This window comes from Aeromicrobium sp. (assembly GCF_025965075.1).
Taxonomy (GTDB): domain Bacteria; phylum Actinomycetota; class Actinomycetes; order Propionibacteriales; family Nocardioidaceae; genus Aeromicrobium.
The window spans coordinates 1-21,776 of sequence record NZ_JAOPXQ010000227.1 but is presented as its reverse complement, the minus strand read 5'-3'; the positions used below and the strand labels follow the sequence as shown (position 1 = coordinate 21,776).

The following is a 21,776-nucleotide window of genomic DNA, read 5'->3' as shown; positions in this document are numbered from 1 at the left end:
TGGGTGGGGGTGGGTCATGCGCGGGAAGGTTGGGGGGAGGGGCGAGCGCCGAGCGCCAGCTTCTGCAGCACGGCGAAGATCCCGTCGATCACGAGGGCGAGCGCGACCACGAGCACGGATCCGGACACCATCTGCGGGTAGTCGCTGACCTTCTGGCCGTCGATGATGTAGCGGCCGAGGCCACCAAGACTCACGAACGCCGCCACGGTCGCCGTCGCGACGACCTGGAGCGCGGCCGACCGGATGCCCCCGACGATGAGGGGCAACGCCAGCGGCACCTCGACCTTGGTCAGGATCTGCCACTCGGTCATGCCGACGGCACGGGCGGCGTCGATCGTCTGCCGGTCCACCGCCTCGAGCCCCGAGTAGGCACCGGCGAGCAGCGGCGGGATCGACAGCACCGTCAGTGCGATGATCGGTGCGGTGAGCCCGATGCCGGTGTAGAGCACGATGAAGGTCAGCAGGCCGAGGGTCGGCAGGGCGCGCAACGCGCCGGTGAGCGCGACGGCGCCACCGCGCAGTCGGCCGGTGTGCCCGATCCAGAGCCCCAGCGGGATCGCGATCGCGCCGGCGATCCCGATCGTCAGGGCCGTGTAGCCGAGGTGCTCGAGGAGCCGGTGCGGCACGCCGTCGTCGCCGTGCCAGTGCGCCGAGTCGCTCAGCCACGCGACCGTGTCGTTCACGATGCTCATGCCGCGCCCACCTTCGGGCGGCTGGTCGATGCCCAGGGCATCAGGAGCCTGCCGCTGAGGACCAGCAGCAGGTCGAAGACCAGCGCGACGATCACCGTCGCGACGATCCCGATGACGATCTCGGTACGGAAATCACGCTGGTAGCCGTCCGTGAACAGCGAGCCGAGGCTGCTGACGCCGATCAGGGCGCCGACGCTGACCAGGCTGACGGTGCTGACGGCGACGACGCGCAGCCCGGCGAGCAGGACCGGTCCGGCGAGCGGCAGCTCGACCGCCAGAGCCCGCCCCCTCGCCGAGAAGCCCGAGGCGCTGGCGGCGTCGAGCACCGCCGGCGACACCGACCCGAATGCGTCGGACGCCGAGCGCACCATGATCGCGACGGCATAGATCGTGAGGCCGACGACGACGTTGGTGGCGCTGAGGAACCCGGTGCCGAGGATCCCCGGCAGGATCACGAACAGCGGCAACGACGGCACGGTGTAGAGGATGCTCACGCCGCCGAGCAGGCCGCCACGCAGCCGCGGGTGCCGGTTGGCGTACCACCCGATCGGGAGGGCGATCACGAAACCGAGCATGATCGGGATCGCACTCAGCCAGATGTGCCGGACCGTCAGGTCCCACACGTAGTCGGCGTTGTCGAGCAGCCAGCTCATGCCGACAGGACCCCGGTCGCCTTGCCCGTCTCGTCGACGACGATCGAGACGCCGTCGCGCTCCTCGACGTGCAGCCGACGGTGACCCTTGTCGAGCCCGACGAAGCTGCGGACGAAGTCGTCGGCGGGCTCGGCGATGATCTCCTCGGGCGTCCCGACCTGCGCGACGACCCCTCCCTGCCGCAGGATCACGACCTGGTCCCCCAGCAGGAAGGCCTCGTCGATGTCGTGGGTGACGAACACGATCGTCTTGTCGAGCTCGTGCTGCAGGCGGAGCAGCTCGCGCTGCAGCTCGTCGCGCACGATGGGGTCGACCGCGCCGAACGGCTCGTCCATCAGCAGGATGTTGGGGTCCGACACCAGTCCGCGCGCGACGCCGACGCGCTGCTGCTGGCCGCCGGAGAGCTGGCTGGGGTACTTCGTGGCCAGCGACGCGTCGAGCCCGACGGTCTCCAGGACTGCGTACGACCGGTCGCGCGCCTCCTTGCGACCCACGCCGTTGAGGCGCAGGACCGTGGCGACGTTGTCGATCACCTTGCGGTGCGGCAGGAGACCCGCGTGCTGCATGACGTAGCCGATGCTGCGCCGCAGCTCGACCTTGTTGCGCGTCGCGACGTCGACGTCGTCGATCAGGACCTGGCCGCGGGTCGGGTCGACCATGCGGTTGACCATCCGCAGCAGCGTCGTCTTGCCACATCCGGAGGAGCCGACGAACACCGTGGTGGTCCGCGAGGGGAGCTCGAGGCTGAAGTCGCCGACCGCTTCCGTCCCGTCCGCGAAGGTCTTGCCGATGGAGCGGTACTCGATCATGCGGTCCTCCGTGCTCGACGCCGGCGCGCCGGGACAGTAGGTAGGCAAGGAACAGGCTCACGCCAGTCTGTCGTGATCGCCCGGCGGCGGCAATCGGAGATGGCCGACATCTCACCCCGCGGGGGTGGCGAGGCGGACCTGCTGCTCGACCGGGGTCGCCCCCGGGACGACCGGCAGGCCGGCCGCCCGCCAGGCGTGGATCCCGCCGTCGATGTCGTACGCCGGCAGCCCGAGCGACACCAGGGCGAAGGCCGCCAGGGAGGACGTGTAGCCCTCGGTGCACACCACGATCCACTCCTGGCCGACCCGCGCGACGGGCAGGTTGGCACCCGAGGAGGGGTGCAGGCGCCACTCGAGGTGATTGCGCTCCACGACGTACGACCCGGGGATCTCGCCGTCGATCTCGCGCTGCCACGCCGGCCGGATGTCGACGATCAGCGCGCCGTCGAGCGTACGGTCGCGGGCCTCGAGCGGGCTGAGTCGCTGGATGTCGTGGCGGGCCGACGCGAGCAGGTCGTCGACCGAGCCGAACGTGACGGTCACGACGCCGCCCGCAGGTCCGGTGCCGGCGCCTCGGGGTCGTCGGTCCACACCGAGGCGAGCCGGGTCAGCTGGTGGCCGTCGACGTCGTAGTAGTTCATCTGCGACAGCGGCGGCGAGTACGCGTGCACGCTCACCGCGACCTCGGGACGGACGTTGCGGACGTCGTGGACGTAGTGCTCGCCGAACAGCACCGCGTCGCCCGCGGAGCGGCTGGTCTCCCGGAGCACCTCCGCGCCGGGCGTCCACACGGCCTCGCTCAGCTCGCCGCTGACGACCGTGAAGGCCCCGGACGAACCGCCGTGGTCGTGCAGCTGCGTGCCCTGCTCCTGCGTCCAGCTGATGAGCCAGACGTCGACCTGGTCGTCACACCGCAGTCGCACGTGCCAACGGTTCTCCTCATCGGCGTGGACCTCGTGGAGGCCAGCGCTGACGTCATCGGCGACGGAGCTCGTCAGTGCGGCGAGCTCGGCCAGCGACAGGGGCGCGACGGTGGTGGGGCGGGCGGTCATGGGCTCCATGCAACGCGATGCCGCACCGGCGTGGGCACGTTCCCAGTCGGTGGACACCCGGCTGCAGAGGGGTTCCGCGGTGCTAGCGGGGTCCTTTCGGAGGGGATGGGTGGACCCGTTTTGGTGGCCGGGCGGACCGTGGGCTAGAGTTGCGTCCGCGGTTCACCGCACAGCATCAAGGCCCCGTGGCGCAGTTGGTTAGCGCGCCGCCCTGTCACGGCGGAGGTCGCCGGTTCGAGTCCGGTCGGGGTCGCATGTGAGACATCCCACGGTCCTCTTCGGAGGACCGTGGGATGTTCTCTTTCCCCCGGATGGTTGACCTCCACATGACCTCCCCCACGATCACGTCCCCGTTCACACTGCCCGACGAGACGCTGGACGTGCTGTTCCGCGATGCCCGCAGCGCCAACACGTTCAGCGACCAGCCCGTCAAGGTCGACGACGTCCGCGAGGTCTTCGAGCTCGTCAAGTACGGGCCGACGATGATGAACATCCAGCCGATGAGACTCCTGCTGGTCGAGCAGGGGGCGGGCCGCGACCGGCTCCTGCCGCTGATGGCCGAGGGCAACCGCGCCAAGACGGCCAGCGCCCCCGTCGTCGCGGTCGTCGCTGCCGACGTCGACTTCCACACCTCGATGGCCGCCCACTTCCCGCACAACCCCACCGCCGGCGACATGTTCGCGGGCAACGCCGACACCCGCGCCGACATCGCCCGCTACAACACGGCGCTGCAGACCGGCTTCTTCATCGTCGGCATCCGGGCCGCCGGCCTGGCCGCGGGCCCGATGGGTGGCTTCGACGCCGCCGGCATCGACGAGGAGTTCTTCGCCGGCACCGCGTGGCGTACGCAGCTCGTCATCAACATCGGTCACCCGGGTGACAACCCGTGGTTCGACCGGCTCCCCCGCATCTCGGCCGACGACGCGATTCTGACGGCCTGACGCCCGTGGCTGCCGCGCGACCCTCCTCGGGTCGCGTGGCAGTCTGAGGTCATGGCCGATCTCACCTCCCGCGTCCACGACCTCCTCCCCTCGGTGCTGGACGACCTCGAGTCCCTCGTCCGCATCCCGTCGATCTGGGCCCAGCCCGAGCACCGCGACGACGTACGTCGGTCGGCCGCCGAGGTCGAGCGGCTGCTGCAGGAGGCCGGCTTCGCCCGCACGCAGATCGTCGAGGCGGGTGGGGCGCCGGCCGTCATCGCGCACCACCCGGCGCCGCCCGGCGCCCCCACGGTCCTGCTCTACGCCCACCACGACGTGCAGCCGACCGGCGACCCGGCGTTGTGGACCTCCCCGCCGTTCGAGCCCACCCGCCGCGGTGACCGCCTCTACGGGCGCGGCGCCGCCGACGACAAGGCCGGGTTGGCGGCGCACCTGGCGGCGTTCCGGGCCCATGACGGCAACCCGCCGATCGGCGTCACGGTGTTCGTCGAGGGCGAAGAGGAGTCCGGTTCCCCCAGCCTCGTGGCGCTGCTCGAGCAGCACCGCGACGAGCTGACCGCCGACGCGATCGTCATCGCCGACTCGGCCAACTGGTCGATCGGCGTCCCGGCGCTGACCGTGACCCTGCGCGGCATGGTCGACTGCGTCGTTACGGTCGAGACGCTCGACCACGCCGTGCACTCCGGCATCTGGGGCGGGGTCGTGCCCGACGCCCTCACGACGCTGTGCCGGCTGATGGCGACCTTGCACGACGACGAGGGGTCGGTCGCGATCGAGGGCCTGCACCACGGCACCGCGACCGAGCTGGACTATCCCGAGGACCGGTTCCGCGAGGAGTCGTCGGTCCTGCCCGGCGTCGGGCAGATCGGCCGCGGCTCGATCGTCCAGCGGCTGTGGGCTGAGCCGGCCGTCAGCGTGCTGGGCATCGACGCCACCCCGGTCGCGACGGCGTCCAACACCCTGGCGCCGAGCGCGCGGGCCAAGATCGGCATGCGGGTTGCCCCGGGTGGCGACGCCACGGCCCACCTCGACGCGCTCGAGGCACACCTGCGGCGCAATGCGCCCTTCGGTGCGCGGGTCACGGTCGAGCGCGGCGACGTCGGCGAGCCGTTCACGATCGACGCGGACGGGCCGGCGTACGACGCGGCCCGCTCGGCGTTCCGCGACGCGTGGGACGGCACCGAGCCGGTCGACATCGGCATGGGCGGGTCGATCCCGTTCATCGCCGAGTTCGCGCGGGTCTTCCCGGACGCCGCGGTGCTGGTGACGGGGGTCGAGGATCCCGACACCCGCGCCCACGGCGTCGACGAGGGTCTCCACCTCGGCGAGTTCGCCCGGGTCTGCGTCGCCGAGGCCCTGCTGCTGCAGCATTTGGCCGACACGATTGGTTGAGCGCCGGGGCGGTGCGATAAGGTGATCGTCGCTCCTTCGCGAGCGGTGGCCAGGTAGCTCAGTTGGTACGAGCATCCGCCTGAAAAGCGGAGGGTCGCCGGTTCGACCCCGGCCCTGGCCACATCATGAGGAGAGGGATCCCGCGCTCTTTGCGGGGTCCCTCTCCTCATGTCTGTGCCCGGGTCTGTCGGCGAGCAGCGGGCCTGGGGTCCCCCCTCGCCCTACCCCCGCCGGAGCGGTGCAGCACTCGCCCTACCCAACGCCCGAAGGGCGACCGATGCACCGGCCCCGGGTCAGGCGCTTCGCCCGCGGTCCTCGACCGGTCCCGACTCGGCAAGCAGCGGGTCGAGACGATCCAGGTCGTCCGTGCGATCACGGCGGACGCCGGCACAGGAGGCGTGCCGGACGACCTGCCCTACGTCTGGCCGGTCCGACCCCGGACATCACGAGGCCCGGGACCGACTGCGGTCCCGGGCCTCGTCATGTGTGCTGGGCTCAGCGCGGGGGCACGTCGTCGCGACGCTTGACCGCGTTGCTGCGCTGGCCGCTGACGACGAGCGACAGGACGATGCCGAGCGCGCCTGCCGCCATGAGGATGTAGCCGACCGTCACGAGGTCGATCGAGTTGATGTTGTCACGCACGGCGAAGGAGAGGATCGCGCCGATGGCGAGGAGGGCGATGGAGCCACCGAAATACATGGACGTGCCTTTCGTCGAGGAACGAATGAACCGTAGCGCCGGATCGGTCACGGCGCACCATCTGTGGAGCCGCCGCGTGGCGCCCGCCTAGTCTGGGCCGCATGGACCTCGGACTCACGGATCGTACGTACATCCTCACCGGCGCCTCGGGTGGTCTCGGCCTGGCGACCGCCGAGGCGCTCGTCGCCGACGGCGCCAACGTCGTGATCTCCTCCCGCAGCCAGGAGTCGGTCGACAGGGCGTGCGCGGCGCTCGGCCCCCGTGCCATCGGCGTCGCGGTCGACAACGCCGACGCGACCGCGCCGGCGCAGCTCATCGCCGCCGCACAGGCCGGGTTCGGCCGCCTCGACGGCATCCTGATCAGCGTCGGCGGCCCGCCGGCGGGACCGATCCTCGACCGGACCGAGGACGACTGGCGGCTGGCGTTCGAGTCGGTCTTCCTCGGCGCGATCCGGCTCGCCGTCGCGGTGGCCGAGGAGCTCGGCGCGGGCGGCTCGATCGCGTTCGTCCTGTCGACGTCGGCCAAGGCGCCGATCCCGGGGCTGGGCATCTCCAACGGCCTGCGACCCGGGCTCGCGATGGCGGCGAAGAACCTCGCCGACGAGCTCGGGCCCCGCGGGATCCGGGTCAATGCGCTGCTGCCGGGACGGATCAACACCGAGCGCGTGCAGCACCTGGACGCGCAGTCCGGCGACCCCGAGGCCGCGCGTGCCCGGGCCGAGGCGACGATCCCGTTGGGGCGCTACGGCGAGCCGGCGGAGTTCGGCCGGACGGCGGCGTTCCTGCTGTCGCCCGCCGCGAGCTTCCTCAGCGGCGTCATGCTGCCGGTCGACGGCGGGCTGACCCGCAGCCTGTAGGCGAGGTCGACCGCGGCCAGGGAGCCGTGCAGGTAGAGCCCGAACAGCCACCACGGCGTCCCCAGCACGCCCGGGTCCGCGTAGGAGAACTCGCCCAGCGCGGCCATCGTCGCCTCGGCCAGGACTCCGCCGGCGGCGATCGCGAGCCCCACGACGGCGAGCCGGGCGGTCTCCCCGCGCCGGACGATCCGCACGACCCACCACGCGACGAGCGCCACGGCGTACGCGAGGGCGTACCGCGCCGGCAGCAGGCCGGACACGAGGTACATCCCGGTCGCGAGCCCCGCGGACAGCGGCAACGACCCGGCGCGGGCGATCCCGCCGCGTGCCGCCGTCACCAGCATCGAGGCGGCCGCCAGGGCGAAGGTCACCGGGACGATGACGGTCTGCTCGGCGACCTGCGGCCCCCAGTCGTACGACAGCGTCCCGGTCCGGACGTGGAACAGCTGGTCGCACGCCGTGAGCCAGGCGGCGACGGCCGCCGCGACCGGCGCGGCGGCCCGGGTCACGCGGACTGCTCGACCCCGGCGCGCGGCTGCTCGGCCTCGACCCGCTTCTCCCCGGGGTGCCAGCCCGGGGGCATCACGACGTACCCGATCTTGTCCCGCCAGCGCCGCGCCGCCCGCACGTCGCGGAACAGCGCGACGAACGGTCCGTACTGCAGCTTGAGCACGTTGTAGGTGTCGACCGGCACGGTCAGGCCGTACGTCGGACGGTGCAGCTCGGCCTGGAACGTGCCGAACATCCGATCCCAGACGATGAGGATCCCGGCGTAGTTCTTGTCGAGGTACTCCGGGTCGCTGCCGTGGTGGACCCGGTGGTGCGAAGGCGTGTTGAAGACCAGCTCGATCGGCCGCCACATCGTGCCGATCCGCTCGGTGTGCTGGAAGAACTGGAAGATCAGGTTGAACGAGAACGCGACGTAGAGCGCCCACGGCTCGAAGCCCAGCAGCGGGAACGGCGCCCAGAAGATCGCCTCGGCCCACGGGTTCCACTTCTGGCGAAGCGCCGTGGAGAAGTTGAAGTACTCGCTGGAGTGGTGCGCCTGGTGGGCCGCCCAGCCGATCCGGACGCGGTGCACGAACCGGTGCTGCAGGTAGAACGCGAGGTCGAGCCCCACGATCAGCAGCGCCCACGACCACCAGGTGTCGGTCGGCACGTGCCACGGCGCGAGATAGACGCTCATCGCGACGAACAGCACCAGGGTCACGATCTTGAAGACCGCGCTCGACACCAGCGAGCCGACACCCATCAACAGGCTCGTCCCAGCGTCCTTCTTCTCGTAGCCGCGCATCGGCTCGTCGGTCTCGAGGTACTTGAACGCCGCCAGCTCGATCAGCAGCGTCAGCACGAAGAACGGCGCCGCCACGAGCGTCGGGTTCTTCAACGGGTCGAGAGTCTCCACGGTTCCTCCTATATGACTCTTGAGTAAGTTACCACGTGCTCATATCTCCCGGCTAGACTCCGACCGTGGCCAGACCCAATGCCGGCACCAAGGGTGTCCCCCGCCTTGACCGTGAGTCCCAGATCCTCGCGCTCGCCTCGGAGGAGTTCGGCACGCAGGGCTTCGCCGCGACCTCGATCGCGGCGGTCGCCGAGCGGGCCGGCATCTCCAAGCCGTTGATCTACAACTACTTCGGCTCCAAGGAGGGCCTCTACGAGGCCTGCCTCGTGGCGGGCGGGTCCCTCCTGGCCGACGAGATCGAGCGCATCGCCCGCGGCGAGGCGGTCGGCATCGAGCGGGGCATGGAGACGCTCGGCGGGATGTTCGCCCTGCTGGAGCAGCGGCGCTACCTGTGGCGGCTGTTCTTCGACGTCACGGCGCCGACCACGGGACCGATCGCCGAGTCGACATCGGTGTACGCCGAGCGGATCGGCAGGCTCGCCGAGGAGGGCGTCGCCGAGCTCATGGGGCTGGCCGGCAACGACGACGAGCTCGACATCTCGGCCATGACCTCGGTGTGGCTCGGCATCGTCGACTCGCTGATGAACTGGTGGGTCGCGCACCCCGAGCAGACCGCCGACCAGATGATGCAGCGCTGCGTGCGGCTGCTGACGGCGATCCTCGGCGGGGCCGAGCACGAGCAGGGCGACGGGGCCGAGCAGTGAGCGCCCGGCTCGCCGGCCGCACCATCGTGCTGACCGGCGCCTCCAGCGGGATCGGCGCGGAGGCCGCCCGCAAGCTGGCCCGACAGGGCGCCACGGTGTGCCTGCTGGCCCGCCGCCAGGGCGAGCTGGAGGCCGTCCGCGCCGACATCGCGGCCGCCGGCGGGGACGCACACACGTACGCCGTCGACCTGACCGACGACGAGCAGACCCGCTTGGTCGTCGAGCGCCTGCTCGTCGCGCACCCCCACATCGACGTCGTGGTCAACAACGCCGCACGCTCGATCCGGCGCCCCATCGTCGACTCGGTCGACCGGATGCACGACTTCGAGCGCACCATGGCGATCAACTACTTCGGCGCCGTGCGGCTGACGCTCGCGCTGCTCCCCCGATTCGTCGAGCAGGGCCACGGTCACGTCGTGATCTCGTCCAGCATGTCGACCCAGGTGCCGATCCCACTGTTCTCGGCCTACCTCGCCAGCAAGTCCGCGCTGGAGTCGTTCGCACGGTCACTCAGCGCCGAGCTGGGCTCGGACGGCATCTCGACGACCGTCGTCCACTTCCCGATGGTGCGCACGCCGATGTCCGGCGGCACCGACATCTATCGCGCGATGCCGATGCTGAGCGCCGACCGGGCCGCCAACTGGCTCGTCAAGGCAGCCGTGGACCGGCCGACGCGCGTCACGAGCCTGCAGGGCGCCGCTGCCGAGATCGCGATGGCGGCGGTCCCCGGCGTCGTCACCGCGGGCCTGCGGCCGGCGTTCCGCGCGATGGACCGGGTGCTGGCGAAGCGCGCCGCGACCGACCGGACGTGAGGCAACACACTTAGTTGGTGCACCAATGATTGGTACACTAGAAGCATGACCAACCGTAATCCCCTCGCCCTCGAGGAGCAGGTGTGCTTCGCCCTCGCCGTGGCGTCCCGTCAGGTCGTCGCGGCCTATCGCAGCGTCCTCGAGCCGCTCGGGCTGACCCACCCGCAGTACCTCGTGATGCTGGCCCTCTGGGAGCACGGCGAGCTCTCGGTCAAGCGCCTCAGCGAGACGCTGCACCTCGACCCCGGAACACTCTCGCCACTGCTCAAACGACTCGAGACCGCCGGGCTGGTCTCCCGCACCCGGTCGGCCGCGGACGAGCGGGTGCTCGTCGTGCGCCCCACCCCGCAGGGCAGCGCGCTTCGCCGTGACGCCCTGCAGGTGCCCGGCACGATGCTGGCCCGCCTCGGCATGGACGAGTCCGACCTCACCGCCACCAACGCCGTCCTCCATCGCATCATCGATGCGGCCCACGAAAGCGTGACTGTATGACAACCACCCGCAACACCACCGCCGAGCTTGCAGCCCTGCGCCGCGTCCAGCGTCGTGTCGCGGCGATCGCCTTCTTCGCGGTCGCGATCCACGGCGTCCTCGGCCTGATCGTCGTGGCGCACGTCGTGCACGGCCAGGACCGGACCGCCGACGCCGTCCTGCTGCTGGTCATGTCGGCAGTGTTCGCCCTCGTGACGTTCGTCGTGATGCGGCTGATCCTCGCGGCGACCCTGCGGTCGCCGTGGGTCGTGGTGGCCTTCGTGCCGACCGTGATCGGCTTCTTCTGGGTGTTGTGACCCCGCGCGCCTGACAGGGCGCTCACAGGCTGCTCCCGGACCGCCTTCAGGTCGGGTGGCCACGCTGAGGGCATGGCCCTGTCGATCCACCTCCGACCCGCGACCGCCGCCCACGTGCGCGGCCGTCGCGCACGCACCGACGCCGCAATCCGACTCGGCGCCGGCAGCCTGCTCTGGCTGAGCCTGTTGCTGGTGGCGTACTGGTGGGTCGCCGCACGCGGCATCCAGGACCTCGGCGGCTGGGAGAGCGGGCTGCTGTCGACGGGTCGCCTCTCGGGTCTCGTCGCGTCCGACCTGCTGCTGGTACAGGTGCTGCTGATGGCCCGCCTGCCCCTGCTCGAGCGCGCGTTCGGCCAGGACCGCCTCGCGCACGTGCACCGCCTGGTCGGCTTCACATCGTTCACCCTCATGGTCGCCCACGTCGTCCTCATCGTCTGGGGGTACGCCGGAGGCTCCCTCCCCGGCGTCCCGGCCGAGACGTGGCGGATGACGTGGAACGACCCCGGGATGCTGATCGCCGTCGCCGGCACCCTGTGCCTCGGCATGGTCGTGGTCACGAGCATCAAGGCGGCCCGGGCCAGGCTGCGCTACGAGTCGTGGCACCTGCTGCACCTCTATGCGTACCTCGGCGTGGGCCTGGCCCTCCCGCACCAGCTGTGGACCGGCACGGAGCTCGTCGGCTCGACCGGCAGGTCGGTCTTCTGGTGGTCGGCCTGGGCCGTCGCCGCGGCTGCCGTCCTCGTGTTCCGCCTCGGCCTCCCGCTCTGGCGCAACCTGCGTCACCGGGTCCACGTGACCTCGGTGGTGGCGGAGGGCGACGGGGTCGTCTCGGTGCACCTCGGCGGCCGCAACCTGCACCGCCTCCACGCCGAGGCCGGCCAGTTCTTCGTCTGGCGGTTCCTCACCGGCGAGGGGCGGACCCGTGGCAACCCCTACTCCCTGTCCGCCGCGCCGACCCACGACAGCCTCCGCATCACGGTCAAGGACCTCGGCGACCAGAGCGGACGGCTCAAGGAGCTCCCCGTGGGCACCCGGGTGCTGTTCGAGGGACCCTTCGGGCGGCTCGGCGACCGGGCCCGCACCCGGGACAAGATCGCCTTGATCGGCGCCGGCGTCGGCATCACCCCCCTGCGCGCCCTCGCGGAGGGCATGGCGTACGAGCCGGGCGAGGCCGTCATGCTGCACCGCTACCGCGACCGCCCCCTCATGCAGCTCGAGCTCGAACGACTGTCGGCCGAGCGCGGCCTCGGGCTGCTGTGGCTGCCCGGCGCCCGGCGCTCGGACGACTCGTGGCTCGGTGGCCATGTCGGGCGCGCCGACGACCTCACGGCGCTCACGTCCTGGGTCCCCGACATCACCCAGCGCGACGTGTACGTCTGCGGCCCCACCGTGTGGGCCGGCCAGGTCGTCGCGACCCTGCGGGCGGCCGGCCTGGCACCCGACCAGATCCATCTCGAGAGCTTCAGCTGGTGAGTCCCATGAAACGCATCGTCACCTGGTTCCTCAGCACCCTGACCGTCCTGGTCCTGTTGTTCGGCTACCACACCTCCACCTCCGGGCCCGTCGGCGGAAACGGCAGCATCGTCGCCGAGTCGCCGTCCTCCGGGTCCTCCTCGACCGCCAGTGGCGACGCGGCGTCGGGCAGCGCGGGTTCGGACGGCGCCGGGTCGGACAGCGGTGACTCGACCGTGACCGGACCGTCGGTCAGCACCGAATGGGGACCCGTCCAGGTCGCCATCACGGTCGCCGCCGGCAAGATCACCGATGTGACGGTCCCGGTCTATCCGACTGAGAACCCCAAGGACCAGCAGATCAACTCCTATGCGCTGCCGATCCTCGTCGACGAGACGATCCAGGCGCAGAGCGCGAGCATCGACATGGTCAGCGGCGCGACCGTCACGAGCACCGGCTACCTGCAGTCCCTGCAGGGTGCCCTCGACCAGGCGGACCTGTGACCCTCCCCGAGCTCCGTCTCGTCGAGCACGTCATGGGCATGCCGGTGACGCTCGTGCTGCGTGGGCGTGACGCGTCCGGCCCGGCGGGCGTGGCCGCGTGGTCGGCGGTCGTGGACTCGCTGCGGGCGGCGGATCGCGTGTTCAGCACCTACCGCGAGGACTCCGAGATCTCGCGGCTGCGGGCCGGGACCTTGACCCACGACCTCGCCTCCCCCGAGGTCGTGGAGGTGCTGGCGCTCTGCGAGGCGGCGCGCGTCGCCAGCGGCGGGGCGTTCGACGCGTGGCGCCCCGGACCGGACGGCGGCCGGGCCCTCGACCCGAGCGGCGCGGTCAAGGGCTGGGCCGTCGAGCGGGCCGCCCGGCTGCTCGACGGCCTCGACGGCACCGACAGCTGCCTGTCGGCCGGGGGTGACATGGTCTGCCGGACCCGTGCGGCGGGGTCCGCCGGATGGTCGATCGGCCTCGAGGACCCCCGCGACCCCGCCCGCGTCCTGGCGCGGCTGCCGATCACCGACGGCGCCGTCGCGACCTCGGGCACGGCCCACCGGGGCGAGCACCTCGTCGACGCCCGGACCGGAGCGGTCCCGACCGGCGTCGCCTCCGTCACGGTCGTGACCGGCTCGCTGACATGGGCCGACATCGACGCCACCGCGGCGTACGCCCACGGGCCCGCCGCCGCCGAGTGGCTCGCGACCCGCGCCGACCGCACGGCCCTGGTCGTGTGGGCCGACGGCACCACCACGGCGGTGCGCACCCCGCCGGCACCGGCCGCTGCGTGAGGGGCCGGGACCCGGGTAGAGTTCGGCCGTGAGGCACATCACCCCGTGTCCCACCCGATGGAGGAGCCCACCAACGCTCCCCCGTGACCCACGACAGAGAGCACTACCGTGACCGTTCGCAGCATCCCTTCAGCCTTCGGCAGCCGACACGAACAAGTCGTCTTCTGCCACGACGAGGCGACCGGCCTCAAGGCCATCATCGCGATCTACTCCACCGCCCTCGGCCCGGCCCTCGGCGGCACCCGCTTCTATCCGTACGCCTCGGAGCAGGACGCGCTCACCGACGTCCTCAACCTCTCCCAGGGCATGGCCTACAAGAATGCGCTCGCCGGCCTCGACCTCGGGGGCGGCAAGGCCGTCATCATCGGCGACCCGAAGACGCTCAAGACCGAGGCGCTGCTGCGGGCGTACGGCCGGTTCGTGCAGACCCTGGGCGGTCGCTACTTCACGGCGTGCGACGTCGGCACGTTCAGCGCGGACATGGACCTCATCGCGCGGGAGTGCGAGTTCGTCACAGGCCGCACCGTCGAGCACGGCGGCGCCGGTGACTCCTCGGTCCTCACGGCGTTCGGCGTCTATCAGGGCATGCGCGCCTCGGCGCAGCACCTGTGGGGCGACACCTCGCTGGCCGGGCGGCGCATCGGCGTCGCGGGCGTCGGCAAGGTCGGCCGGCACCTCGTGGGCCACCTCGTGGCCGAGGGCGCGGAGGTCGTCGTGACCGATCCGTACGAGCCGGCGGTCACCGCGCTGCGCGAGACCCACCCGTCGATCACGTCGGTCGTCGACACCGACGCCCTGATCCGCGAGCCGCTCGACATCTACGCCCCGTGCGCGCTCGGCGGGGCGCTGGACGACGACACCGTCGAGGTGCTGACCGCGACCGTCGTGTGCGGCGCTGCCAACAACCAGCTCGACCACGAGGGCATCGAGAAGCGCCTCGAGGAGCGTGGCATCACCTACGCCCCGGACTACTGCGTCAACGCCGGCGGCGTCATGCAGGTCGCCGACGAGCTCGAAGGATTCGACTTCGACCGGGCCAAGATGCGGGCCGCCAGGATCTTCGACACGACGTTGGGCGTGCTCGAGCGCGCCAAGGCCGAGGGCATCTCCCCCTCGATCGCCGCCGACCGCATGGCCGAGCAGCGCATGCGAGAGATCGGTCGCATCCGCCAGGTGTACGTGCCGCGCTAGGCAACGGACTTGTGGTCATCTCGGCGATCGAGATGACCACAAGTCCGAGCAAGGCAGGACCGGCGTCCAGGCGAAGCCTGGCTGCGACGACGTCGCAGGAGCGGGGAGGAACGACCCGCTCAACTCGCTGCCGGGTCCTCCCGGACAAGATCGCGATACTGCTCCGGGATCGGCTCGCCCGACTCTCCATGGAGCTCTCGCTGCAAGGTGTTGAAGTCGGTGTCCGGCGTCCTGTACTTCAAGTCGCGCGCAACTTTGGTCTGTTTGGCTTTCGCACGGCCGCGCCCCATAGGTGCCGACCCCCTCGCAGAGAAATAGTCAGTATGTCGTGACGCCAACCCTACCCAAGGAGGTCAACAAAACCCGCATCGACCCCCCGAACTGTGGCGCATTTCGCAACCACCGCAGGTCAGGCCCCGGGCTGGTCCCCCGTCAGGGTCACCGTGCCACCGTCACCGTGCACGCCGGCCGCGGCGACGTCGCCGGCGATCCAGGCGTCGACACCGTGCTCGGCGAGCAGCCGGAGCGCCGCGTCAGCCGCGTCCGCAGCGACCAGCGCGACCATGCCGACGCCCATGTTGAGCGCCAGGTCCAGATCGGGCTGGGCGACCCGGCCGAGCGAGCCGACGAGACCGAACACGGGGGGCGGGGTCCAGGACGTACGGTCGACGCGCACCGACACCGCATCGGGCAGGACCCGGGCGAGGTTGGCCGCGAGACCACCCCCGGTGATGTGCGACATTGCGTGGACCTCGACCTGCTTGGCCAGCGCGAGGCACGGGAGCGTGTAGAGGCGGGTCGGCGTCAGGAGCTCCTCGCCGAGCGTACGACCGAACTCGGGCACGTGGCGGTCGAGCTCCCAGCCGGCCTTGCCGAAGAACACGTGGCGGACCAGCGAGTAGCCGTTGGAGTGCAGCCCGCTCGAGGCCATCGCGATGACGACGTCACCGGGCCGGACGAGCTCGGCGCCCAGCAGCTGGTCGGCCTCGACGACGCCCGTCGTCGAGCCCGCGATGTCGTACTCGTCGGGTCCCAGCAGGCCGGGGTGCTCGGCGGTCTCGCCGCCCAGCAGCGCCGTGCCGGACTCGGCGCACGCCTGGGCGATGCCCTTGACGATGTCGGCGATCCGCTCGGGGACGACCTTGCCGGTCGCGATGTAGTCGGTCATGAACAACGGCTCGGCGCCGCACACCACGAGGTCGTCGACCAGCATGCCGACCAGGTCGAAGCCGATCGTGTCGTGCTTGTCCATCCGCTGGGCGATCTGGACCTTGGTGCCGACGCCGTCGGCGGAGGTGGCCAGGTAGGGCTTGGTGTACGACTTCAGGGCCGTCGCGTCGAAGAGTCCGGCGAAGCCGCCGATGCCGCCCACGACCTCGGGGCGACGGGCCTTCTCGACCCACTCCTTCATGAGCTCGACCGCGCGGTCGCCCTCCTCGATGGAGACACCGGCGCTGGCGTAGGAGGTCGGCTCGGTCGTCATCAGATGGCCTCGATGGGTAGGGTCTCCTGGACGTCGAGCAGGTGCCTGCCGATCACGTCGTCCTCGGGGAGGGCGACGGGATAGATCCCGTCGAAGCAGGCCCGGCACAGATCGTCCTTGGGCAGGTTGGTCGCCTCGACCAGCTCGTCCAGCGAGATGTACGCCAGCGAGTCCGAGCCGATCGAGCGGCGGATCTCCTCGACCGAGATCCCGTTGGCGATGAGCTCGGCGCGCGACGCGAAGTCGATGCCGTAGAAGCAGGGCCACTTGACCGGCGGGGACGAGATCCGGACATGGACCTCGGCGGCGCCGAACTCGCGCAGCATGCGGACCAGCGCGCGCTGGGTGTTGCCGCGGACGATCGAGTCGTCGACGACGACGAGCCGCTTGCCGGCGATGACGTCGCGCAGCGGGTTGAGCTTGAGCCGGATGCCGAGCTGGCGCAGCGTCTGCGAGGGCTGGATGAAGGTCCGGCCGACGTACGAGTTCTTGACCAGCCCGTGGCCGAACGGGATGCCCGACTCCTCGGCGTAGCCGATCGCGGCCGGCGTGCCGGACTCCGGCACCGGGATGACCAGGTCCGCGTCGACCGGGTACTCCCGGGCCAGTCGGCGGCCGATCTCGGCGCGCACCGAGAACACCCGCTGGTCGGAGATCGTGGTGTCGGGGCGGGCGAGGTAGACGTACTCGAAGATGCAGCCCTTGGGCTCGGCCTTGGCGAACCGCTCGGTGCGCAGGCCGTCCTCGTCGATCGCGATGAACTCGCCGGGCTGGATCTCACGGATGAACGAGGCGCCCACGATGTCGAGGGCCGCGGTCTCGCTCGCGACGACCCAGCCGCGCTCGAGCCGGCCGAGCACCAGGGGACGGATGCCCTGGGCGTCGCGCGCGGCGTAGAGCGTGTTCTCGTCCATGAAGACCAGGGAGAACGCGCCCCGCAGCTGGGGCAGCACCTCGAGCGCCGCCTCCTCGACCGAGCGATCGGGGTAGGAGGACAGCAGCGTCGCCATGACGGCGGTGTCGGAGGTCGCGGTCTCGCCCTTGCCGGCGGCGCGACCTGCCTCGGCGTCACGCTCGCGGAGCAGCTCGACGAGCTCGGCGGTGTTGGTCAGGTTGCCGTTGTGGCCCAGGGCGACCGAGCCGGCCGCGGTCGGGCGGAACGTCGGCTGGGCGTTGTGCCAGACGCTGGAGCCGGTCGTCGAGTAGCGCGTGTGGCCGATCGCCAGCTCGCCCTTGAGCGACTCGAGCGTCGCCTCGTCGAACACCTGGGAGACGAGGCCCATGTCCTTGTAGACCAGGATCTGGCGGCCGTTGCTGACCGCGATGCCGGCCGACTCCTGGCCGCGGTGCTGCAGGGCGTACAGACCGAAGTAGGTGAGCTTGGCTACCTCTTCGCCGGGGGCCCAGACGCCGAAGACGCCACAGGCGTCCTGGGGTCCGGCGTCCTGGGGATCGAGGTCGTGGGTGAGGCGTCCATCTCCGCGGGGCACGTCACCAGTGTAGGGGACGGATTCGGGTTGCGATCCCGCTCCCGGGACGATCAGATGTGCACATGGACACCGACACGATCTCCGTCGAGCGCACGATCAACGCGTCGCCGGCGAGCATCTTCGCCCTGCTGTCCGACGCCGCCCGGCACAGCGACTTCGACGGCTCGGGCACGGTCCGCGGCACCCGGCAGGAGTCGCGGCCGCTGAGCCTCGGCACGCGGTTCGGCATGGCGATGCACATGGGGGTCGGCTACCGGACGGCCAACGAGGTCGTGGAGTTCGAGCCGGACCGGCGCATCGCGTGGCGCACGACCGGCGCGAAGGGGCTCATCGGTGGCCGGGTGTGGCGCTACGTCCTCGAGCCCGTCGACGGCGGGACCCTCGTCACCGAGAGCTGGGACGTGTCGCGCGACCGGCAGAAGTTCTTCCTCAAGCGCAGCAAGATGCCGGCCGCGGCCAAGAGCGGTATGCGCAAGACCCTCGACCGGCTGGCCGACCAGCTCGAGCCCTGACCGCTGACAGTGACGTTCCCGCCCCCGAATCGTCGATTGCGGGGCGCGAACGTCACTGCCAGCGGGGAGGGAGGCTACTAGGCTGACGTGATCCACGTCACTCTCCAGAGAGCCGCCCATGACCTTCGCGATCCCCCACGCCACCTTCCTGCCCGACTTCCTCGCAGCCCGGGCCGACGAGAAGCCCGACCTGCCGTGCTGGGTCTTCGGGGACCGGACCTGGTCGTGGGCCGAGGCGTGGGAGTCCGTCCGGCGTACGGCCGGGGCGCTCGCGGCCGACGGCGTGGGTCGCGGTGACCGGGTCGCGATCCTCGACAAGAACAATCCCGCGGTGCTGCAGGTGCTGCTGGGCGGCTGCCAGCTCGGCGCCGCGACGACGGTCGTCAACTGGCGGCTGGCCGGCGACGAGCTCGACTACGTCCTCAACGACTGCGGCGCCGAGGTCGTGTTTGTCGGCCACCAGCTGCTCGACGAGCTCGCCCTGGTGCGCGACCGGCTCGAGCACGTCCGCAAGGTCATCGTGGTCGGCGGCGAGGACGACGAGCTCGAGGCGTGGATCGCGGCGGGGACGCCGAACGACCGCCGCCCCGACGTGACGCCCGAGGACATCTGCGTCGTGATGTACAGCTCCGGCACGACCGGGCGGCCCAAGGGCGTCCAGCTCAGCCAGCACGCCATGGTCGAGCACAGCGTCAACGGGCTGGGCGAGACGACCTACACCGAGGGCGACATGCTCATGGTCGCGATGCCGATGTTCCACGTCGGCGGCACGTCGTACGCCCTGCTGGGCCCCGTCGTCGGCGCTCCTGGCTACATCGTCCCCGAGGTCGACGGGGCGTTGCTCGCCGGCGCGATGATGGCCGGCTGCACCCACGTGTTCCTGGTCCCGGCCGTCGTGACGGCGCTGATCGCGGCCGGCCCGCAGGTCATGGGGCTGTTCGGCCGGCTCAAGGCCTTCGGCTACGGCGCCGCGCCGATGCCGCTGCCGGTGCTGCGGGCCGCGATGGAGGCCTGGCCCGACACCGAGTTCCAGCAGGTCTACGGGATGACCGAGTTCGGTGGCGTCATCACGGTGCTGACCGACGAGGCGCACCGGGACGCGTCGCACCCCGAGCGGCTCGTCTCGGCGGGTCGGCCCGTGCAGCACGCGGAGATGAAGATCGTCGACCCCACGACGTTGGAAGAGGTCCCGGCCGGGTCCTCCGGCGAGGTGTGGTTCCGCACCCCCCAGGCCACGGCGGGCTACCTCGGCAAGCCCGACGCGACGGCCGAGCTGATCACGGCCGACGGCTGGGTCCGCACCGGCGACCTGGGCCGGGTCGACGAGGACGGCTTCCTGTTCATCGAGGACCGGATGAAGGACATGATCATCACGGGCGGGGAGAACGTCTACTCCCCCGAGGTCGAGCGTGTCCTGGCCGAGCACCCGGCCGTCGCGGAGATCGCGATCATCGGCGTCCCGGACGACCGCTGGGGCGAGAGCGTCAAGGCCGTCGTGGCGTTCCGGCCGGACCAGTCGGCGACTGCCGAGGAGCTCATCGCGTTCGCCCGGGAACGGCTCGCGGGCTACAAGACCCCGTCGTCGATCGACGTCGTGGAGGCGCTGCCGCGCAATCCCTCGGGCAAGATCCTGAAGCGCGACCTGCGCAAGCCCTACTGGGCCGACAACGAGCGCCAGGTCTGACCACCGCGGAACCCGCAGGAGATATGAACGTGGCCCCGGTCATCCAGGGGAGGGACCGGGACCACGATGGGCCAAGCGTAGCGTTTTCCACCCCTCGTCGTCACACCAGCCTCACGAGTCTCGTGACACCCCCCGCCCACCGGCGTATCCTCGTGGGATGCGCCTGGTGCCTTCCCCCACCTCGCGGCTCACGATCGTCGGTGTCCTCACCGCGTTGGCCGCGCCCTTCCTGATGTCCTCGTCCGCCGTCGCGGCGTCCCCCCATGCTCCCGGCAACTTCACGGGTCACGGCTTCGACGCGTGTGTCGCGCCGAGCCAGACCGTGATGGACGCGTGGAACCTCCGCTCGCCGTTCAGCGCGATCGGGATCTACGTGTCCGGCAACTCGCGCTACTGCGGTGACGCCTACCAGCCCAACCTCAGCAAGGCATGGGTCGCGGCGAACGCCAAGAACGGGTGGCGGTTCCTGCCGATCCACGTCGGCCGGCAGGCCCCCTGCTTCAAGAACAACCCCGACAGCCGCGTGCAGAAGAAGCGAATGTCGACGACGGTCAGCACGGCCCGCAGCCAGGCGCGCGCCGAGGCCAAGGAGACCATCGCGGCGCTCACGAAGTACGGCTTCGCCAAGGGGAGCTACTCCTACCTCGACATCGAGTGGTACGCCCGCACGACGGCCTGCGACCGCATCGTGCTGGAGTTCGCCGACGCGTGGACCGAGTACCTCCACGACCAGGGCTACAAGTCCGGCGTCTACTCCAGCGGCTCGGCGGCCATCGCGGCGATCGACGCCGCCCGCAAGTCCAAGCGCGCCGGCTTCACCCTCCCGGACCAGATGTGGATCGCGTGGGTCAACAAGGTCGCCGACACCGACGGCGGCCCCTACCTCGCCGACGACGGCTGGGCCAAGCACCAGCGGATCCACCAGTACCACAACGGCATCGACGTGACGTACGGCGGAAAGACGCTCAACATCGACAAGAACTTCCTCGACGTCGGCAAGGGCTCGGTCGCGACCAAGCAGACCCTGCCGTGCAACGTCCCGATGTCGTTCTCGTCCTACTCGACCTTGGCGCTGGGCAGCAAGGGTCCGCAGGTCGCGGCGCTCGAGTGCCTGCTCAAGCAGCAGGGCCTGGTCAAGATCGCCAACACCACGCTGAGCGCCGGCACCGTCCGCGCGATCGACGCGTATCGCAAGACCCTGGGCTGGAACCCGGCCGGCCGCACGACCGCGGCGACGTGGACCGCCCTGCTGTCCCGCGGGTCGACCCCGCGGGTGCTCAAGCAGGGCTCGGTCGGCGAGGCCGTCTGGCGGCTCCAGCGCTCGCTGACCGCCGCAGGCCTGACCCCACGGCTGACCGGGGTGTACGACGCCAAGACCGTCGCCGCGGTCAAGGCCTATCGCAAGGCGCGGGGCCTGTCGGCCTACACGACGACCGAGTCGACGGTCTGGTCCCAGCTCCAGCACGGCAAGACGGCCTAGCCGCCGCGGATGGCACTGGTGTCGGCGCACCGGGGCGGCTCGGGCAACGAGCACTCGGCGCAGAACACGCTCGACGCCTTCGAGGCGGCGATCGCGATGGGCTGTGACTACGTCGAGTTCGACGTCCGGCTGACCGCCGACGGCACGCCGGTCATCTTCCACGACGACGAGCTCGACGGCGTCGACGGCCGCCTGTCGATCGCCGGCCACCGCCTCGACGAGTTCACCGGGGTCGTCCTGGTCACCCTGGACAGCGTGCTGGAGCTGATCGCCGGACGGATCAAGGCGCACGTCGACCTCAAGGTCGCGGGTGACGACGTCCGCCTCGTCGCGCACATCGTCGCGGCCCTCGGGGTCGACGACGTCGTCGTCACGACGGCCGAGGACTCCTCGGTCCG

Annotated in this window: 26 protein-coding genes and 2 tRNA genes; 17 read left to right on the top strand and 11 right to left on the bottom strand. The window is 71.0% G+C overall.

Translation table 11 applies throughout. The features are described from left to right. Positions 1–14: 14 nt before the first annotated feature. The 5 genes from JWQ91_RS13775 to JWQ91_RS13755 all read right to left on the bottom strand — a co-directional run bounded on the left by JWQ91_RS13775 (position 15) and on the right by JWQ91_RS13755 (position 3,206). Positions 15–692 carry an ABC transporter permease gene (locus JWQ91_RS13775; RefSeq protein WP_297785199.1) on the bottom strand — a complete coding sequence of 226 codons (678 nt, stop codon included), beginning with the start codon at positions 690–692 and terminating at the stop codon, positions 15–17. Continuing rightward, positions 689–1,345, bottom strand: coding sequence for an ABC transporter permease (locus JWQ91_RS13770; RefSeq protein WP_297785196.1), 657 nt, complete (start codon positions 1,343–1,345; stop codon positions 689–691). The genes JWQ91_RS13775 and JWQ91_RS13770 overlap by 4 nt, the downstream gene beginning before the upstream one ends. Continuing rightward, positions 1,342–2,154: an ATP-binding cassette domain-containing protein gene (locus JWQ91_RS13765; RefSeq protein ID WP_297785193.1), complete on the bottom strand. Its 813-nt coding sequence runs from the start codon at positions 2,152–2,154 to the stop codon at positions 1,342–1,344. The genes JWQ91_RS13770 and JWQ91_RS13765 overlap by 4 nt, the downstream gene beginning before the upstream one ends. A 111-nt stretch (positions 2,155–2,265) precedes the next feature. Next, entirely contained in the window at positions 2,266–2,697 is a 432-nt protein-coding gene (locus JWQ91_RS13760) for a rhodanese-like domain-containing protein (protein WP_297785191.1), read from the bottom strand. Then, entirely contained in the window at positions 2,694–3,206 is a 513-nt protein-coding gene (locus tag JWQ91_RS13755; RefSeq protein WP_297785188.1) for a cysteine dioxygenase family protein, read from the bottom strand. The genes JWQ91_RS13760 and JWQ91_RS13755 overlap by 4 nt, the downstream gene beginning before the upstream one ends. A gap of 179 nt (positions 3,207–3,385) precedes the next feature. Between JWQ91_RS13755 and JWQ91_RS13750 the strand changes: the two genes are divergently transcribed. The 4 genes from JWQ91_RS13750 (at position 3,386) to JWQ91_RS13735 (ending at position 5,660) form a co-directional block, all read left to right on the top strand. Then, positions 3,386–3,459, top strand: a tRNA-Asp gene (locus JWQ91_RS13750). 73 nt (positions 3,460–3,532) lie between these two features. Continuing rightward, a complete protein-coding gene (locus JWQ91_RS13745; RefSeq protein WP_297785185.1) occupies positions 3,533–4,147 on the top strand; it encodes a malonic semialdehyde reductase in 615 nt (204 codons plus the stop codon). Between the two features lie 51 nt (positions 4,148–4,198). Continuing rightward, entirely contained in the window at positions 4,199–5,539 is a 1,341-nt protein-coding gene (locus JWQ91_RS13740) for a dipeptidase (RefSeq protein ID WP_297785182.1), read from the top strand. Between the two features lie 47 nt (positions 5,540–5,586). Beyond that, positions 5,587–5,660 (top strand) — tRNA-Phe (locus JWQ91_RS13735). Between the two features lie 374 nt (positions 5,661–6,034). Here the strand turns inward: JWQ91_RS13735 and JWQ91_RS13730 are convergent. Beyond that, entirely contained in the window at positions 6,035–6,289 is a 255-nt protein-coding gene (locus tag JWQ91_RS13730) for a DUF6458 family protein (RefSeq protein ID WP_297785179.1), read from the bottom strand. Between the two features lie 50 nt (positions 6,290–6,339). Here JWQ91_RS13730 and JWQ91_RS13725 point away from each other — a divergent pair, with 50 nt between their 5' ends. Further along, on the top strand, positions 6,340–7,095 hold the full coding sequence (locus tag JWQ91_RS13725) for an SDR family oxidoreductase (protein ID WP_297785177.1): 756 nt from the start codon (positions 6,340–6,342) through the stop codon (positions 7,093–7,095). Here JWQ91_RS13725 and JWQ91_RS13720 read toward each other — a convergent pair. Beyond that, positions 6,981–7,604: a hypothetical protein gene (locus JWQ91_RS13720; protein ID WP_297785175.1), complete on the bottom strand. Its 624-nt coding sequence runs from the start codon at positions 7,602–7,604 to the stop codon at positions 6,981–6,983. The genes JWQ91_RS13725 and JWQ91_RS13720 overlap by 115 nt on opposite strands. Further along, positions 7,601–8,500 (bottom strand): sterol desaturase family protein, encoded by a 900-nt coding sequence (locus tag JWQ91_RS13715; protein ID WP_297785173.1) that lies wholly within the window; start codon positions 8,498–8,500, stop codon positions 7,601–7,603. The genes JWQ91_RS13720 and JWQ91_RS13715 overlap by 4 nt, the downstream gene beginning before the upstream one ends. Before the next feature lie 65 nt (positions 8,501–8,565). Here JWQ91_RS13715 and JWQ91_RS13710 point away from each other — a divergent pair, with 65 nt between their 5' ends. From JWQ91_RS13710 to JWQ91_RS13675, 8 genes are all read left to right on the top strand, one after another. After that, a complete protein-coding gene (locus JWQ91_RS13710) occupies positions 8,566–9,204 on the top strand; it encodes a TetR/AcrR family transcriptional regulator (RefSeq protein ID WP_297785171.1) in 639 nt (212 codons plus the stop codon). Then, positions 9,201–10,016 carry an SDR family NAD(P)-dependent oxidoreductase gene (locus JWQ91_RS13705; RefSeq protein WP_297785168.1) on the top strand — a complete coding sequence of 272 codons (816 nt, stop codon included), beginning with the start codon at positions 9,201–9,203 and terminating at the stop codon, positions 10,014–10,016. The genes JWQ91_RS13710 and JWQ91_RS13705 overlap by 4 nt, the downstream gene beginning before the upstream one ends. Positions 10,017–10,061: 45 nt before the next feature. Next, positions 10,062–10,508 (top strand): MarR family transcriptional regulator, encoded by a 447-nt coding sequence (locus JWQ91_RS13700; protein ID WP_297785165.1) that lies wholly within the window; start codon positions 10,062–10,064, stop codon positions 10,506–10,508. Next, a complete protein-coding gene (locus tag JWQ91_RS13695) occupies positions 10,505–10,804 on the top strand; it encodes a hypothetical protein (RefSeq protein WP_297785161.1) in 300 nt (99 codons plus the stop codon). The genes JWQ91_RS13700 and JWQ91_RS13695 overlap by 4 nt, the downstream gene beginning before the upstream one ends. Before the next feature lie 72 nt (positions 10,805–10,876). After that, a complete protein-coding gene (locus JWQ91_RS13690; protein WP_297785158.1) occupies positions 10,877–12,277 on the top strand; it encodes a ferredoxin reductase family protein in 1,401 nt (466 codons plus the stop codon). Between the two features lie 5 nt (positions 12,278–12,282). Continuing rightward, positions 12,283–12,759: an FMN-binding protein gene (locus JWQ91_RS13685; protein WP_297785155.1), complete on the top strand. Its 477-nt coding sequence runs from the start codon at positions 12,283–12,285 to the stop codon at positions 12,757–12,759. Further along, complete coding sequence (locus tag JWQ91_RS13680) at positions 12,756–13,538, top strand: FAD:protein FMN transferase (protein ID WP_297785152.1); 783 nt, start codon at positions 12,756–12,758, stop codon at positions 13,536–13,538. Before JWQ91_RS13685 ends, JWQ91_RS13680 begins: the two co-directional genes overlap by 4 nt. 108 nt (positions 13,539–13,646) lie before the next feature. Beyond that, positions 13,647–14,729, top strand: a complete 1,083-nt coding sequence (locus JWQ91_RS13675) for a Glu/Leu/Phe/Val dehydrogenase dimerization domain-containing protein (protein WP_297785149.1) — start codon at positions 13,647–13,649, stop codon at positions 14,727–14,729. A gap of 119 nt (positions 14,730–14,848) precedes the next feature. Here the strand turns inward: JWQ91_RS13675 and JWQ91_RS13670 are convergent, their stop codons facing one another. From JWQ91_RS13670 to purF, 3 genes are all read right to left on the bottom strand, one after another. Then, complete coding sequence (locus JWQ91_RS13670) at positions 14,849–15,019, bottom strand: DUF3073 domain-containing protein (RefSeq protein ID WP_297785146.1); 171 nt, start codon at positions 15,017–15,019, stop codon at positions 14,849–14,851. Positions 15,020–15,138: 119 nt separating this feature from the next. Continuing rightward, entirely contained in the window at positions 15,139–16,212 is a 1,074-nt protein-coding gene (purM, locus tag JWQ91_RS13665; RefSeq protein WP_297785142.1) for a phosphoribosylformylglycinamidine cyclo-ligase, read from the bottom strand. Next, positions 16,212–17,702, bottom strand: a complete 1,491-nt coding sequence (purF, locus tag JWQ91_RS13660) for an amidophosphoribosyltransferase (protein ID WP_297785138.1) — start codon at positions 17,700–17,702, stop codon at positions 16,212–16,214. The genes purM and purF overlap by 1 nt, the downstream gene beginning before the upstream one ends. Positions 17,703–17,764: 62 nt before the next feature. Here purF and JWQ91_RS13655 point away from each other — a divergent pair, with 62 nt between their 5' ends. From JWQ91_RS13655 to JWQ91_RS13640, 4 genes are all read left to right on the top strand, one after another. After that, entirely contained in the window at positions 17,765–18,214 is a 450-nt protein-coding gene (locus JWQ91_RS13655; protein WP_297785135.1) for an SRPBCC family protein, read from the top strand. A gap of 118 nt (positions 18,215–18,332) precedes the next feature. Next, positions 18,333–19,898 carry a long-chain-fatty-acid--CoA ligase gene (locus JWQ91_RS13650; protein ID WP_297785132.1) on the top strand — a complete coding sequence of 522 codons (1,566 nt, stop codon included), beginning with the start codon at positions 18,333–18,335 and terminating at the stop codon, positions 19,896–19,898. 166 nt (positions 19,899–20,064) lie between these two features. Further along, positions 20,065–21,378 carry a glycoside hydrolase domain-containing protein gene (locus JWQ91_RS13645; RefSeq protein WP_297785129.1) on the top strand — a complete coding sequence of 438 codons (1,314 nt, stop codon included), beginning with the start codon at positions 20,065–20,067 and terminating at the stop codon, positions 21,376–21,378. Between the two features lie 9 nt (positions 21,379–21,387). Beyond that, positions 21,388–21,776: glycerophosphodiester phosphodiesterase family protein (locus JWQ91_RS13640; protein WP_297785126.1), on the top strand; the 389-nt coding region annotated here is incomplete at its 3' end.

Bases quoted from the DNA above. Each gene is read 5' to 3' on its own strand.
- JWQ91_RS13685 (WP_297785155.1), top strand. From the start codon at position 12,283: ATGAAACGCATCGTCACCTGGTTCCTCAGCACCCTGACCGTCCTGGTC.
- JWQ91_RS13695 (WP_297785161.1), top strand. From the start codon at position 10,505: ATGACAACCACCCGCAACACCACCGCCGAGCTTGCAGCCCTGCGCCGC.
- JWQ91_RS13725 (WP_297785177.1), top strand. From the start codon at position 6,340: ATGGACCTCGGACTCACGGATCGTACGTACATCCTCACCGGCGCCTCG.
- JWQ91_RS13740 (WP_297785182.1), top strand. From the start codon at position 4,199: ATGGCCGATCTCACCTCCCGCGTCCACGACCTCCTCCCCTCGGTGCTG.
- JWQ91_RS13745 (WP_297785185.1), top strand. From the start codon at position 3,533: ATGACCTCCCCCACGATCACGTCCCCGTTCACACTGCCCGACGAGACG.
- JWQ91_RS13650 (WP_297785132.1), top strand. From the start codon at position 18,333: ATGACCTTCGCGATCCCCCACGCCACCTTCCTGCCCGACTTCCTCGCA.
- purM (WP_297785142.1), bottom strand. From the start codon at position 16,212: ATGACGACCGAGCCGACCTCCTACGCCAGCGCCGGTGTCTCCATCGAG.
- JWQ91_RS13690 (WP_297785158.1), top strand. From the start codon at position 10,877: ATGGCCCTGTCGATCCACCTCCGACCCGCGACCGCCGCCCACGTGCGC.
- JWQ91_RS13765 (WP_297785193.1), bottom strand. From the start codon at position 2,154: ATGATCGAGTACCGCTCCATCGGCAAGACCTTCGCGGACGGGACGGAA.
- JWQ91_RS13655 (WP_297785135.1), top strand. From the start codon at position 17,765: ATGGACACCGACACGATCTCCGTCGAGCGCACGATCAACGCGTCGCCG.
- JWQ91_RS13670 (WP_297785146.1), bottom strand. From the start codon at position 15,019: ATGGGGCGCGGCCGTGCGAAAGCCAAACAGACCAAAGTTGCGCGCGAC.
- JWQ91_RS13700 (WP_297785165.1), top strand. From the start codon at position 10,062: ATGACCAACCGTAATCCCCTCGCCCTCGAGGAGCAGGTGTGCTTCGCC.
- JWQ91_RS13755 (WP_297785188.1), bottom strand. From the start codon at position 3,206: ATGACCGCCCGCCCCACCACCGTCGCGCCCCTGTCGCTGGCCGAGCTC.
- JWQ91_RS13770 (WP_297785196.1), bottom strand. From the start codon at position 1,345: ATGAGCTGGCTGCTCGACAACGCCGACTACGTGTGGGACCTGACGGTC.
- JWQ91_RS13775 (WP_297785199.1), bottom strand. From the start codon at position 692: ATGAGCATCGTGAACGACACGGTCGCGTGGCTGAGCGACTCGGCGCAC.